Consider the following 12,652-nt stretch of genomic DNA (forward strand, 5'->3'; position numbering starts at 1 on the left):
GGCGCTGGCCGTCACCGTCACCGTGGCCGTGCTGCTGCTGCGGCCGACGCCCGAGCCGCAGCCCGAGCCGAAGCCGCCGGCGCCCGCCCCGGTGCCGCTGCCGACGCCGCGCCAGGGGGTGATGGCGTCGGCGTCCACGTCGGAGCTGAAGATCGCGGATACCGGGATCACGCTCCACGAGAACCCGGCCGACCCCGTCTGGACCTCCTCCTACCACATCCGGCGCGGCGGCTACGAGACGTACGCGAGGGATCCCGCCACGGGCGCCTTCGGCTTCTTCGGGAACTGGGAGGAGCCCGTCGTCTCCCCGGGCGGCCGTTTCGTGGTGTCCCTGCCGGTCACGCGCCTGCGGCGGACCGATCACGAGACCGTACGCCTGCGCGACCGCGCCACCGGCCAGGACCGCGAGCTGCGTACGGTGGACAAGCCGCGCACGTTGTTCGCGCCCTTCTGGTCCTCCGACGGGCGGCGGGTGCTGGCGACGGTCTTCGACAGCGTGAGCGAGGCGCATCCCGTGGGGTTCGCGGTGGTGGACGCGGTCGCGGGCACGGTGAAGGTCACCGAGGCGCCCGGGGCGAAGGACACGTCGTACGTCTGGGGGTCGGACGACGCCAGCGTGTTGCAGCAGGGGCCGGGCGGGGACGTGCGGGCGCTCGCCCTGGACGGACGGGTGCTGCGCAGCTTCCCCGGAGTCGGGCCGCTGGCCGGGGGAGGGGCGGCGCGGACCCCGCTCGGGACGGTCTTCGCCACGAAATGCCCGCAGAACTCGAGAAGGATCTGCTTCTGGGAGGAGACGACCGGCGCCAGGAAGGGCGAGGCCCGGCTGCCGGACGGCGCGGCGTTCCACGGCTGGCTCGACGCCCGCCACCTCCTGGTCACCGTCCCGCGCGGCGAGCGGAGCGACATCGCCATGGCGGACGCGACGGGAAAGGTGGTCAGGACCCTGGCCGACGGCCCCAAGAGCGTGATCGACGACGTCACGCTCTGGTTCACCAGGAAATAGCTCCCGCCTCGGCCGGGGCGGGGCCCGGTGGTCGCGGCGCGGGTCAGTCCCAGGCCGCGGGGTCGGCGGCGAGCTGGCGGATGCGTTCGGGCAGCGAGCCTGAGGCGACCTGTTCGAGCGTGACCTCCTCCAGGATCGAGCGCTCGGTGGCGCGCAGGGCGATCCAGACCTGTTGCAGGGACTCGGCCGGGCCCCGGTAGCCGACGTGCTCGGGACGCTCGCCGCGGACGTTGGCCAGCGGCCCGTCGACCGCCCTGATCACGTCGGCCAGCGTGATCTCGGCGGGCGGCCTGGCCAGCACGTAACCGCCCTCAGGGCCCCGCTGCCCGCGTACGAGGCCGGCGCGGCGCATCTGGAGCAGGATGTTCTCCAGGTATTTGGGTGGCATGTCCTGCTCTTTGGCGAGCTCGCCCACAGTAGTCGGGCCCGCACCGGCAGCGGCCAGTTCGGCGGCGGCTCGGAGGGCGTAGTCGACACGAGCGGATAGGCGCATGTTCTCGATTATCCCCCCTGGTCAACACTGGTTAGGCGCAAGGTCGTCAGATCGGGCAGGTGATCTCAATCCGGCGGGCCCGCACGGGGGCGTGTGCTCGCCGGTGAGAGCAGGCAGGACATGGAGCGCTAAACTTCCAACAACCTTTTCCGATAACGGTCCTTTCGATGCGACGGCGGGAATCAGCGTGGAGCGACGCCCTGGTGTGCCCAGACTGCTCAGGGAGATCAATGACCGGGCCGCACTGGAGCTGCTGCTGGCGACCGGCCCCATGACGCGGGGGCAGATCGGCGACCTGACCGGTCTGTCGAAGGTCACGGCCTCCCAGACGCTGGCGAGGCTGGAGGAGCGCGGGCTGGTCGAGGTGGTCGGCACGCAGGCGGGCGGGCGCGGCCCCAACGCGGCGCTCTACTCGGTGATCGCCTCCAGCGCCTACGTGGCCGGCCTGGAGGTCGGGCCCGAGCTGATCTCCACGGCCGTGGCCGACATCCACGGCCACACCATCGCCGAGGTCAGCGTCGCCCCCAACGGCCACGACGACCCGGTCTCCGTCGTGCACGGCGCGATCGCCAAGGCCTGTCGCAGCGCCAAGGTCAGCATCTCCAAGCTGCGCGGCGTGGTCATCGGCACGCCCGGCGTGGTCGATCCGCGCAGCGGCGACATCCGCTTCTCCTTCGACCTGCCCGGCTGGCACGAGGGCATCCACGAGGCCCTGGCGGGCGATCTGCGGCGCCAGGTCACCATCGAGAACGACGTCAACCTCGCCGCCATCGCCGAGCGCGCCGACGGGGCGGCCCAGGGGGTCGACGACTTCGTGCTGCTGTGGTCCAGCCGTGGCCTGGGGATGGCCGTGATGCTGGGGGGCAAGCTGCACCGGGGGCGTTCCGGCAGCGCGGGCGAGATCGGCTACCTGCCGGTGCCGGGGGTGCCGCTGCCGGAGGACATCCGTACGCTGCCGGGGCGGCTGCCCTCCCTGGCGGGCGGCCTGCAGTCGCTGGTCAGCGCCGAGGCGGTGACGGAGCTGGCCCAGGGCTACGGGTTCGCGGCCGGCAGCGCGACCGAGTGCGTCAGGGTGGCGGCGGCGGCCGGGGCCGCGGGGGAGCCGCTGCTCGACGAGATCGCGCACCGGCTGGCCCTGGGGGTGGCGGCGGTGTGCGTGATCCTCGATCCCGGGCTGGTGGTGCTGGCCGGGGAGGTGGGGCACGCCGGGGGCGCGGCGCTGACGTCCCGGGTGGAGGAGGCGGTGGCCCGCATCTGCCCGGTGCGGCCCCAGGTCGTGACCACGACGGTGACCGACAAGAACCCGGTGCTGCGCGGGGCCGTGCTGGCGGCCCTTGAGCGGGCCCGCGAGGATCTGCTGGCTCCCTGAGCCCGCTCATACGCCCAGATCACGCGCTCGGGTCACGCGCTGGGCGGTGCCAGGCGCGGGCCGCGATAGGGCAGGGTGGTGCTGTAGACCACGTTGGTGGTGGTGCCGCCGAACGCGGCGAGCTCGTTGACGACCTGTTCGAGGTGCGCCATCGACGTCGCGGTCACCTTGAGCACATAACAGTCGTCTCCGGTGGTGCGCAGGCACTCCAGGATCTCCGGCCGCCGCTCCAGCAGCCGGTGCAGCGGCTCGTGCCGGCTGCCGGGGTATTTCAGCCGGACCACGGCGAGCACGGCGAAGCCCGTCTTGGACAGGTCGACCTCGGCACGGTAGCCGCTGATCACCCCGTCGGCCTCCAGCCGCCGCACCCGTTCGCTGGTGGCCGACGCGCTCAGCTTGACCCGGCGGCTCAGCTCGGTGATGGGGAGTCGGCCGTCGCTCTGCAGCTCGCCGAGGATGGCCCAGTCGATGGCGTCAAGATTCTCGGCCATGGGGCCAATCTACCGGGATATTCACGGCGAATGCCGTCGAGGGCCGGGAACACGGTGTTCACAGTCCGTAGGCGCCGTGGTTAACGTGGGTCACGTGCAGATTGGCGTGAACGTACCGAACTTCGCCCCGGGCACCGACCCCGAGTTGCTCCGGCGGTGGGCGCAGACGATCGAGGGGCTCGGCTTCGACCTGCTGATGGTCTCCGACCACATCGCGGTGACCCCTGACGTGGCCGAGAGATATCCCGCGCCGTTCTACGAGCCGTTCACCACGCTGTCCTGGCTGGCCGGGGTGACCTCCCGGGTCAGGCTGGGCACCACGGTGGTCGTCGTCCCGTACCGGCACCCGCTGCTCACCGCCCGGATGGCGGCGAACCTCAACCGGCTCAGCGGCGGCCGGTTCGTCCTCGGCGCCGGCGTCGGCTGGGCCCGGCAGGAGTTCGAGGCGCTCGGCGTGCCGTTCGGGCGGCGCGGCGCGCTGACCGACGAATACCTGCGGGCCATGCGCGACGCCTGGCGCGACACCGGCGACTACGACACGGCGCCGATCCCGATCTGGGTCGGCGGCAACAGCGACGCCGCCGTACGCCGGGCCGTGTCGCTCGGTGACGCCTGGCACTCGCTGCGGGGCACGCCCGGCTGGCTGGCGGAGGGAGCCGGGCGGCTGAAGGCCGTCGCCGGTGAGCTGGGCCGCCCGGTGCCCGCGTTCGCGCCGCGCATCCAACTCCGGGAGAGCGCCGAACCGGTCACCTCCCCGGACCGGCCCGCCGGGGTCGGCACCATCGACCAGATCATCGCCGACCTCGACCGGCTCCGGCTGCTCGGGGCGGAGACGGTGCTGCTCGACTCGTTCGACGGCGATCTGACCGAGATCGGCAGGCCAGAGCGCGCCTGGCGGACGCTCGCGGCCGTGGCCGCATACCACCACTCCCAGGAGCACCGATGACATCCGACGACGAGAGATTCCTCCGCCGTGCCGTGGAGCTCGCCAGACAGGCCGGGGCGTCCGGCGAGCGGCCCTTCGGCTCGCTGCTGGTCGGCGCGGACGGCACCGTGCTGGCCGAGGACCACAACACCGTGGTCTCCGACTCGGACATCACCGCCCACCCGGAGCTGAAGCTGGCCCGCTGGGCCGCTCGCGAACTCGCTCCCGAGACGGCGGCCGTCACCACCATGTTCACCAGTTGCCAGCCCTGCCCGATGTGCGCGACCGCGATCTCCCGCTCCGGCCTCGGCCGGGTGGTGTACGCCCTGTCCGCCGAACAGTTCGAGCAGGTCAAGCCGGTCACCCCGGCGCCGCCCCCGGTACGGTACGAGGGCCCGGCGCTGTTCGACGAGGCCCGCCGGCCGATCGACGACTACTACTGACGCGCAGGAGCGCACCTGACCGAACCGGCCCACCGCCCCGGCTGCGCGTGCCGCGGGGCGGTGGACGGGTCGTCACACGGTCAGCAGCTCGATGGCGGCCTGCGTGTTGGCGCGGGCGGCCCCGTACGTGGCGATGTAGGCGGCGCTGTCAGGACGCCACACGGGCAGGCCCATCTCGATCACCGTCGTGTCGGGACGGGCCGCCACCAGCGCCGAGACCAGCTCCCGGCTCTCGTGGTAGCGGTGCGCGTCCTTGACCACGACGACCAGCGACCGGTTCACGGCCTTGGCCAGCAGCCCGGTCACGTCGGCGGCCGCGGGCTTGACGCGGACGACCTCGGCGTCCGGCAGCCACGGGCCCACGCCCCACGGCACGTCTCCCACGGCGATCGTCGGCGGGGTGTCCACCTCGACCACCAGGGGGTCGACGAGGGGCTCCGCCGCGCCGGTCAGGCGTACGGCGCGGCGGGCCGCGTCCAGGCCGACCGCGTCCCGCTCGGACGCGATCCGCTCCGGCCCGCCGAGCCAGGAGTGCAGGGCCGCCACCCGCGCCGCAGCCTCCTCCAGGCGGGCGACCGGCAACCGGCCCTCGTGCACGGCGGTGACGATCTCGGCGATGACGGCCTGGATGTCGTCGTACGTCGGCACCGGGCCCAGGCACAGCAGGTCGGCCCCGGCCGCGATGGTCAGCACGGCGCCGCCGGCCAGGCCCACGCTCTTGGTGATCGCGTGCATGTCGAGCGCGTCGGTGACGATCACGCCGTCGTAGCCGAGCTCGCCCCTGAGGAGCCCGGTCAGCGCGGCGGCGGACAGCGTGGCCGGCGTGTCGCCGGTCAGCGCCGGCACGGCGACGTGCGCGGTCATCACCGACTTGGCGCCCGCGCCGATGGCCGCCTCGAAGGGCGCGAGCTCCCGCTCCCGCAGCACGTCCAGGCCGACGTCCACGACGGGCACGGCCACGTGCGAGTCGATCCGGGTGGCGCCGTGCCCGGGGAAGTGCTTGACGCAGGCGGCCACGCGCACCGACTGCAGCCCTTCGACGGCGGCCGCCGTGTGCCTGGCGACCAGCTCCGCCTCGGCGCCGAACGACCTGGTGCCGATCACCGGGTTGTCCGCCTCGGAGTTGACGTCGGCGCTGGGCGCCATGTCCAGGTTGATGCCGCTCGCGACCAGCTCCGAGCCGATGGCCCGGTAGACCCGCCGGGTCAGCTCCACGTCGTCCACGGCCCCGAGGGCCGCGTTGCCCGGGTACGGGCTGCCCACGTGGTAGGCGAGGCGCGTGACGTCCCCGCCCTCCTCGTCGAGCGAGATGACGGGCTCGCCGGCGCCGCGTAGCGCGGTGGTCAGGTCGAGCACCTGGCCGGGGTCGGACACGTTGAAGCCGAAGAGCGTCACGCCGCCCAGACCTTGCTCCAGCTCACGCAGCACCCATTCGGGTGGCCGCAGGCCCTGGAAGGCGACGAGCAGTGTGCCGGCCGCGAGGCGGCGCAGCCCCCGATCACTCTGACTCATGGCTCCTCATCAAGAGAGTGTTGACATGCGGAATTGACGGCATGGCCGGGTACGGCCCCGGCGTGCCGTACACGGCCTCGCCGGTGGGTCAGCCCTTCACGGCCCCGGCGACCAAGCCGGAGACCATGCGGCGCTGGACGAGCAGGAAGAAGACGACGACGGGCAGCGTCATCAGCGTGGCCCCGGCCATGATGGCGCCCCAGTCGACGCCCTTCTGGCCGAAGAAGTACTGCAGGGCGACCGGCATCGTGTACCCCTGCGACCCGGACATCAGGTAGAGGGCGAAGACCAGGTCGTTCCACGCGGTGATGAACGAGAAGATGCTCGTGGCCACGAGTCCCGGCGCGACCAGCGGGAAGAGCACCTTCCAGAAGGTGGTCATGCGGCTGGCCCCGTCGATCCAGGCCGCCTCCTCCAGCGACTTGGGCACCGCGGCGACGAACGTCCGCAACATCCAGACGCCGAACGGCAGCGTCAGCGCGACCTGGGTGATGATCAGCCCGAGGAACTGGTCGCCCAGCCCCACCCGCTTGACCATCATGTACAGCGGGATGAGCAGGCCCTCCGCGGGCAGCATCTGCACGATCAGCAGCACCACGAGGAAGACCCCACGGCCCTTGAAGCGGAAGCGGGCGATCGCGGTGGCCGACAGCAGCGCGAAGGCCGAGCCGATGAGCACGGTGCCGAGCGCCACGATCGCGCTGTTGCGCATGTAGAGCCAGATGGAGTTGTTCGCGACGCCCTCGGTGAGCACCCTTGCGAAGTGGTCGAAGGTGAAGTGCGTCGGGAACGGGATGAACTCCGTGGTGAAGATCTGGTCGTTCTCCTTGAAGCCGGTGGAGACCATCCAGTAGACGGGGAAGACGGCGTAGAGGAAGACCAGGATCCCGGCCGTGTTCAGGAGGATCTTGCCGAGCCTCTTGCGTGCGAGCGGGGTCACATCTCCTCCTGCTTCACGATCTGCCTGACGTACACGACGGTGATGATGAGCAGGATGATCGTCAGCACCACGGAGATCGCCGCGCCCGTGCCCAGTTTCGGCGGGGGCTTGAACGCCTCGGCGACGGCGTACATCGACAGGTTGAAGCCGTCACGGTTGGTCGGCCCGTTCATGAGCACGTAGAGCTGGCTGAACACCTTGAAGTCCCAGATGATCGACAGGATCGTCAGGACGGCGAAGACCGGCTTGAGCAGCGGAAGGGTGATCCGCCGGAACGTGTGCCACGGGCCGGAGCCGTCCACTCTGGCGGCCTCGTACAGCTCGGCCGGGATGCCCTTGAGACCGGCCAGCACCGAGACGGCGATGAACGGGAACCCGGCCCACACCACGCAGACGACCAGCGCGATGTAGAGGGGGACGGTGTCGTTGAGCCAGGGGGTGCCGGTCCAGCTCGACTGCCCGTCGGGCGGGGCCGCGAGCCAGTCGGGCAGCAGGTTCAGCGCCCAGTTGACGATGCCGGCCTCGGCGTCGAAGAGCGAGCGCCAGATGACGCCCTGCGCCACCGGCGGCACGGCCCAGGCGAACATGCAGCCGATGACCACGAACAGCGACATCCTCCTGCCCAGCCGGTGCAGCAGCACCCCCACGGCCGTGCCGACGATCAGCGTGAGTGAGACGGCGACGAAGGCGAAGACGACGGTGTTGCGCAGGGCCGACCAGAAGATGTCGTTTTCGAAGATCTTCGTGAAGTTCTCCAGCCCCACCCACTCGGCCGGTCTGCTGCCCCTGATCTGGGCCAGACCGACCTTCTGGAAGGCCATGACCGCCAGCTGGAACATCGGGTAGAGGAGGAGGCCCGCGATGACCAGCAGGCCGGGGATGAGCAGGAGGTACGGGATGCTCCATACCGGCAGCCCGCTGCCCCGCGCGCTCCGGGCGCTCTTCTTGCGCCGGCGGCCCGGGGCGGGGGACGAGTCCCTGCCCCGGGCGACCGTTGTCGTGTCCGCCATCGTTACTGGTTCAGGATCTCTTCGAGTTCCTTGTTGGCGTCAGCGAGGGCGGTGGCGGCGTCCTTCTTGCCCTCGATGACGGCCCGTGCCGCGTTCTGCATCACGGCCTTGGTCGCGTCGGCCTCGGTCCAGTTCGGGTCGGCGGGGAACGCCTTGGCCTTGGCGAAGGCCTGGGCGAACGCGCCCTGGGCGGGGTCCTCGTTCATGGCGGCCAGGGTGTCGGGGTAGACCGGGAGCAGGCCGCCCTCCTTGGCGTAGCGGTCGGCCCAGGTCTTGCTGGTGGCGAGCTTGATGTACTCCTTGCCCAGCTCGGCCTGCTGGGTGCCGCCCCACAGCGCGATGTCGTTGCCGCCGAAGAAGGACGCGGCCGGTTCGCCGGTCTTGGAGGGCAGCGGGAAGAAGGCGAGCTTGTCGCCCTTCAGCTTGCCCTTGGAGTCCTCCTCGATGCCGGACAGGTCCCACGCGGCGGTGAGGTACATCGCGACCTTGTCGTTGGCGAAGCGCTTGCGGATGTCCACCGTGTTGAGCGTCAGGTTCGCCTTGCTGGACAGGCCGCTCTGGACCAGGCCGGTGTAGGTCTCGAAGCCCTTGGCGAAGCCGGGCTCGGTGACCTTGCCGACCCACTTGTCGCCTTCCTTGACGGCGTACTCGCCGCCCTCGGACCAGGCGAACGCGGCCAGCAGGTGGTTGGCGTCGGAGCCGCCGTTGAAGGCGAAGCCGTCCACCCCCTCGCCCTTCTCCTCCTGGATCTTCTTGGCGGCGGCGACCAGCTCGTCCCAGGTCTTGGGGATCTCGATCTTGAGGTCCTCGAACCAGTCCTTGCGGTAGAGGACGGCGCGGGCGCCGGCGCCCCACGGAACGGCGTAGATCTCGTTGTCGACGGTCTCGTAGCCGTACAGGTTCTGGGGGATCTGCGACCGGTCGCCCTCGCGGGCGATGTCGGTGATCGGCTCAAGCGCGTCCTGGCTCTGCCACATCGGCACCTGGTCGTTGCCGATCTCCGTCACGTCCGGGCCCGTGCCGGTGGCGGCGGCGGCGAACTTGTCGGCCACCTGCGGCCAGGGGATCCACTCAAGCCTGACGTCGGCTCCGGTCTGCGTCTTGAACTCGGCGTTCAGTTCCTCCATGTACTTGGCCGCGGCCGGGTTGCTGTCACCGAGCCGCCAGACGCTGAGCGTCTTGCCGGCGAACTTGGGGCCGGAGGCGGCGGCACTGGGTGAGGACGTGGTGGAGGGCTGTTCACTCGAGCCACAGGCGGCGATGCCCAGGGCCAGTGCGGCCGTGGTGACCGTAGTGGCCGTGATCTTCGCGATCCTCACAGGGTTCTCCCTTCCCGGGTGCCGGCCAACGGTCCCGCACCAGGCTGATCGTCAAATGCCGAACGATGTTGTTAAACTAACAAGAAACTTTCTTAAAAAAAACGCTCGTTAGCCGATCGTGACGAGAAGGGTGCGCCGATGAGCCGAGACCCGGGAACCCCCCGGTTGCTGCGCCGGTTGAACGACCGGGCGGCACTCGAACTGCTTCTCGGAGACGGCCCTCTCACCCGTGCCGAGCTCGGTGAGCGCACAGGGCTCTCCAAGGTAACCGCCGGTCAGCTCCTTGCCCGCCTGGAGGAACGTGGGCTGGTGGAGGTCGCGGGCGAGCGCGCGGGAGGCAGGGGGCCCCACGCCGCCCTGTACGCCGTGGTTCCCTCCAGCGCGTACGTCGCGGGCCTCGAGGTCCTGCCCGACAGCCTCACCGTCGGTGTGGCGGACATCACAGGCCGGGTCGCCGTCGAGGTCACCCTCGACCCGGCCAACGGCCGCGACCCCGTCAAGGCGGTGCACGCCGCCGTGCGCCGGGCCTGCGACGCGGCCGACATCGAGCTGTCGCAACTGCGCTCGTTCGTCATCGGCACCAGGGGAGTGGTCGACCCCGGCACCGGGGACGTGCGCTGGTCGTACGACCTGCCCGCCTGGCACGTCGGCGTGCTGGCCAGCCTGCGCCAGACGCTCGGCGCCTCGGTCACCATCGAGAACGACGTCAACCTGGTCGCCCTCGCCGAGCACCGCTACGGCGCGGCGGCCGGGGTCGACGACTTCGTGGTCATCTGGGCCGGGGTCGGCCAGGGCCTGGGCGTCATGCTGGGCGGCAGGCCGCACCGGGGCATCTCCGGGGCGGCGGGCGAGATCGGCTGGCTGCCGGTGCCGGGGGAGCCCCTGCCCTCGGACGTCTCCCAGCCGCAGTCGGGCTCGTACCAGCGCCTGGTGGGTCACGACGCCCTGCGCGGGCTGGCCGTGGAGCGCGGGCTGAGCGGCGCCACGGTGCCCGACCTGGTACGCGAGGGCGACGAGGACTTCCTCGACGAGGTCGCGGCCCGGCTGGCCGTGGGCGCGGCGGCCGTGACCGTCGTGCTCGACCCCGAGCTGATCGTGCTCAGCGGCGACGTCGGCCGCGCGGGCGGCGAGAGGCTGGCGGTGAAGGTGCAGCGGGCCGTGGCCCGGATGTGCCCGAGCAGGCCCGCCGTCGTGACGACCAAGGTGGCCGGGAACGCCGTGCTGCGCGGCGCTCTGGTGGCGGCCCTGGAGCAGGCCCGGGAACAGGTCTTCTCCGACACTGTGTGAGAATCTCTGCCCATGTGGCACTCCCCGAACGATGTCGTGCTCATCTCCGATCCCCGTGTGACCTCGATCCCGGTGCGGGAGAGCGGCGAGCCGCTCGCGGACGTACGCGGGCGGCTGCGGGTGGACGACCGGCTGGCCGACGACCGGGGCGCCTACGCGTACCTGCGCGAGGGTGTGCTGCGGCGCCTGGAGCACGCCGAGCGTCTGCTGCCCGACGGCTACCACCTCCTGGTCGTGGAGGGCTACCGGCCCGTCGCCACGCAACGCCGGATCTTCGACCAGTATCGGGCTGAGCTGCAAACCACATTTCCTAACATGTCGCCTGACCAGGTATATATCGCGGCGAGCCGCTATGTGTCACCGGTCGAGGTGGCCCCGCACACCGCCGGCGCCGCCGTCGATCTCACCCTGTGCGCCCCCGACGGCCTCGAATACGACATGGGCACCGCGGTCAACGACAACCCGGAGCAGAGCGACGGCGCTTGCTTCACCGCCGCCCCGAACATCTCCGACGACGCCCGCGCCAACCGCAAGCTGCTGGCCGCCGCCCTGGAGCCGGCCGGGCTGGTCAACTACCCGACCGAGTGGTGGCACTGGTCGTACGGAGACCGCTACTGGGCGATGTCCACCCAAGCGGAGCACGCGCTCTTCGGCCCGGTGGAGTTCACCGGCTGACAACCCTTTGCCGTCAGGGTTTTCCACAGGGCGTGGTAGGGGCACAACCCCGTACGGAGGTTCTCGACTTCCCAGCGAGGTGTGGGCATGGTTCCACTCATCGGGATCGAAGAGGAATACCTCGTGGTCGATCCCCGCACTCGCCACGTGACTCCCCGGGCGGCAGAGGTCCTTGCCGCGGCGACGGACGTGCTCGACGTGGTGCATGAAATCACCAGATTCCAGGTGGAGGCCCGCACGCCGCCCTCCGCCGACCTGAGCGACCTGGGCTCGCACCTGCGCGCGGCCCGCAAGGAGCTGGCGGTCGCGGCCCGCTCCCGCGGGCTGGCCGTGGTCGCGTGCGGCATGCCGGTCCTGGGCAAAGTGATGCCGCCGCCGCTCACCGACGACGACCGCTACCTGCGGGGCCGGGTGCTCTACCGCGCGCTGCAGGACGAGCTGAGCATCTGCGCCCTGCACGTGCACGTGGACGTGCCCGACCCCGAGCACGCCGTCTACGTGGGCAACCACTTACGGCCCTGGCTGCCGACGCTGATCGCGCTGGCCGCCAACTCGCCGTTCTTCGTGGGCCGCGACACGGGCTACGCCTCCTGGCGGGTGATCTCCTGGGGGCGCTGGCCGGTGTCGGGGGCGCCGCCCTTCTTCCCGTCGTTCGGGGCGTACGAGCTGGCCCTGCGGTCCCTGGCGGAGTCGGGCGCGCTGCTCGACGCCAAGACCGTCTACTGGGACTCACGCCCGTCGCCCCTGCTGCCCACCGTGGAGATCAGGGTGGCCGACGTGCCGCTCGACGTGGCCGACAGCCTCACCCTGATCGGGCTCATCCGCGCGCTGGTGGTCACCGCGCTGGGCGCCGTGGCGCGCGGTGACCGGGGGCTGCCGGTGCCGTCGGAGGTGCTGCGCGCCGCGTACTGGCGGGCCGCCCGCGACGGGCTGCGGGGCGACAGCCTCGACATGCGGCACGGCACGCTCGTGCCCGCGGCGGTGCTGGCCGGGCGCCTCCTGGAGCACGTACGCCCGGCGCTGGCCGAGGCCGGCGACCTGACGTACGTCCAGGAGGGCCTCGACCGGCTGCTGCGCCAGGGGTCGGGAGCGATGCGGCAGCGGCGGGCGTACGCGCGAGGCCACGACCTGGCCGAGGTGGTGGACGACCTCATCGAGGCCACCGTCGCCTAGCCGTCGTGCGCC

The 12,652-nt window shown here is 71.3% G+C and carries 13 protein-coding genes; 7 read left to right on the top strand and 6 right to left on the bottom strand.

Annotated features, from left to right (window positions below):
* The coding region (locus ABD844_RS42005; protein WP_344891603.1) for a hypothetical protein at window positions 1–1,003 on the top strand (1,003 nt) is incomplete at its 5' end.
* Window positions 1,004–1,046: 43 nt separating this feature from the next.
* On the opposite strand, the gene ABD844_RS42010 is transcribed toward ABD844_RS42005, so the two are convergent.
* Window positions 1,047–1,496, bottom strand: a complete 450-nt coding sequence (locus tag ABD844_RS42010; RefSeq protein WP_344891606.1) for an RrF2 family transcriptional regulator — start codon at window positions 1,494–1,496, stop codon at window positions 1,047–1,049.
* 187 nt (window positions 1,497–1,683) lie between these two features.
* Between ABD844_RS42010 and ABD844_RS42015 the strand changes: the two genes are divergently transcribed.
* Window positions 1,684–2,865: an ROK family transcriptional regulator gene (locus tag ABD844_RS42015; RefSeq protein WP_344891609.1), complete on the top strand. Its 1,182-nt coding sequence runs from the start codon at window positions 1,684–1,686 to the stop codon at window positions 2,863–2,865.
* A gap of 32 nt (window positions 2,866–2,897) precedes the next feature.
* Here the strand turns inward: ABD844_RS42015 and ABD844_RS42020 are convergent, their stop codons facing one another.
* Window positions 2,898–3,356 carry an Lrp/AsnC family transcriptional regulator gene (locus tag ABD844_RS42020; protein ID WP_344891612.1) on the bottom strand — a complete coding sequence of 153 codons (459 nt, stop codon included), beginning with the start codon at window positions 3,354–3,356 and terminating at the stop codon, window positions 2,898–2,900.
* A gap of 94 nt (window positions 3,357–3,450) precedes the next feature.
* Here ABD844_RS42020 and ABD844_RS42025 point away from each other — a divergent pair, with 94 nt between their 5' ends.
* Both ABD844_RS42025 and ABD844_RS42030 read left to right on the top strand, forming a co-directional pair.
* Window positions 3,451–4,302 (top strand): LLM class flavin-dependent oxidoreductase, encoded by an 852-nt coding sequence (locus tag ABD844_RS42025; protein ID WP_344891615.1) that lies wholly within the window; start codon window positions 3,451–3,453, stop codon window positions 4,300–4,302.
* Window positions 4,299–4,724, top strand: coding sequence for a nucleoside deaminase (locus ABD844_RS42030; protein ID WP_344891618.1), 426 nt, complete (start codon window positions 4,299–4,301; stop codon window positions 4,722–4,724). The genes ABD844_RS42025 and ABD844_RS42030 overlap by 4 nt, the downstream gene beginning before the upstream one ends.
* A 72-nt stretch (window positions 4,725–4,796) precedes the next feature.
* Here ABD844_RS42030 and ABD844_RS42035 read toward each other — a convergent pair whose 3' ends face one another.
* From ABD844_RS42035 to ABD844_RS42050, 4 genes are all read right to left on the bottom strand, one after another.
* A complete protein-coding gene (locus ABD844_RS42035) occupies window positions 4,797–6,236 on the bottom strand; it encodes a glycoside hydrolase family 3 protein (protein ID WP_344891621.1) in 1,440 nt (479 codons plus the stop codon).
* 88 nt (window positions 6,237–6,324) lie between these two features.
* Window positions 6,325–7,176, bottom strand: coding sequence for a carbohydrate ABC transporter permease (locus ABD844_RS42040; protein ID WP_344891624.1), 852 nt, complete (start codon window positions 7,174–7,176; stop codon window positions 6,325–6,327).
* Window positions 7,173–8,186, bottom strand: a complete 1,014-nt coding sequence (locus tag ABD844_RS42045) for a carbohydrate ABC transporter permease (RefSeq protein WP_344891627.1) — start codon at window positions 8,184–8,186, stop codon at window positions 7,173–7,175. The genes ABD844_RS42040 and ABD844_RS42045 overlap by 4 nt, the downstream gene beginning before the upstream one ends.
* 2 nt (window positions 8,187–8,188) lie before the next feature.
* Window positions 8,189–9,505, bottom strand: coding sequence for an extracellular solute-binding protein (locus tag ABD844_RS42050; RefSeq protein ID WP_344891630.1), 1,317 nt, complete (start codon window positions 9,503–9,505; stop codon window positions 8,189–8,191).
* 138 nt (window positions 9,506–9,643) lie between these two features.
* On the opposite strand from ABD844_RS42050, the gene ABD844_RS42055 reads away from it, so the two are divergent.
* From ABD844_RS42055 to ABD844_RS42065, 3 genes are all read left to right on the top strand, one after another.
* Window positions 9,644–10,792, top strand: a complete 1,149-nt coding sequence (locus tag ABD844_RS42055; RefSeq protein WP_344891633.1) for an ROK family transcriptional regulator — start codon at window positions 9,644–9,646, stop codon at window positions 10,790–10,792.
* 12 nt (window positions 10,793–10,804) lie between these two features.
* Window positions 10,805–11,467 (top strand): M15 family metallopeptidase, encoded by a 663-nt coding sequence (locus tag ABD844_RS42060; RefSeq protein WP_344891636.1) that lies wholly within the window; start codon window positions 10,805–10,807, stop codon window positions 11,465–11,467.
* 87 nt (window positions 11,468–11,554) lie between these two features.
* Complete coding sequence (locus ABD844_RS42065; RefSeq protein WP_344891639.1) at window positions 11,555–12,640, top strand: carboxylate-amine ligase; 1,086 nt, start codon at window positions 11,555–11,557, stop codon at window positions 12,638–12,640.
* Window positions 12,641–12,652 lie beyond the last annotated feature (12 nt).

Origin of the sequence: Nonomuraea antimicrobica (genome assembly GCF_039536965.1) — a bacterium.
GTDB classification, from domain to species: domain Bacteria; phylum Actinomycetota; class Actinomycetes; order Streptosporangiales; family Streptosporangiaceae; genus Nonomuraea; species Nonomuraea antimicrobica.

What these genes read in the sequence shown, in the direction of transcription:
- ABD844_RS42060 (WP_344891636.1), top strand. Translation starts at nt 10,805, where the DNA reads ATGTGGCACTCCCCGAACGATGTCGTGCTCATCTCCGATCCCCGTGTG.
- ABD844_RS42045 (WP_344891627.1), bottom strand. Translation starts at nt 8,186, where the DNA reads ATGGCGGACACGACAACGGTCGCCCGGGGCAGGGACTCGTCCCCCGCC.
- ABD844_RS42065 (WP_344891639.1), top strand. Translation starts at nt 11,555, where the DNA reads ATGGTTCCACTCATCGGGATCGAAGAGGAATACCTCGTGGTCGATCCC.
- ABD844_RS42055 (WP_344891633.1), top strand. Translation starts at nt 9,644, where the DNA reads ATGAGCCGAGACCCGGGAACCCCCCGGTTGCTGCGCCGGTTGAACGAC.
- ABD844_RS42020 (WP_344891612.1), bottom strand. Translation starts at nt 3,356, where the DNA reads ATGGCCGAGAATCTTGACGCCATCGACTGGGCCATCCTCGGCGAGCTG.
- ABD844_RS42035 (WP_344891621.1), bottom strand. Translation starts at nt 6,236, where the DNA reads ATGAGTCAGAGTGATCGGGGGCTGCGCCGCCTCGCGGCCGGCACACTG.
- ABD844_RS42010 (WP_344891606.1), bottom strand. Translation starts at nt 1,496, where the DNA reads ATGCGCCTATCCGCTCGTGTCGACTACGCCCTCCGAGCCGCCGCCGAA.
- ABD844_RS42030 (WP_344891618.1), top strand. Translation starts at nt 4,299, where the DNA reads ATGACATCCGACGACGAGAGATTCCTCCGCCGTGCCGTGGAGCTCGCC.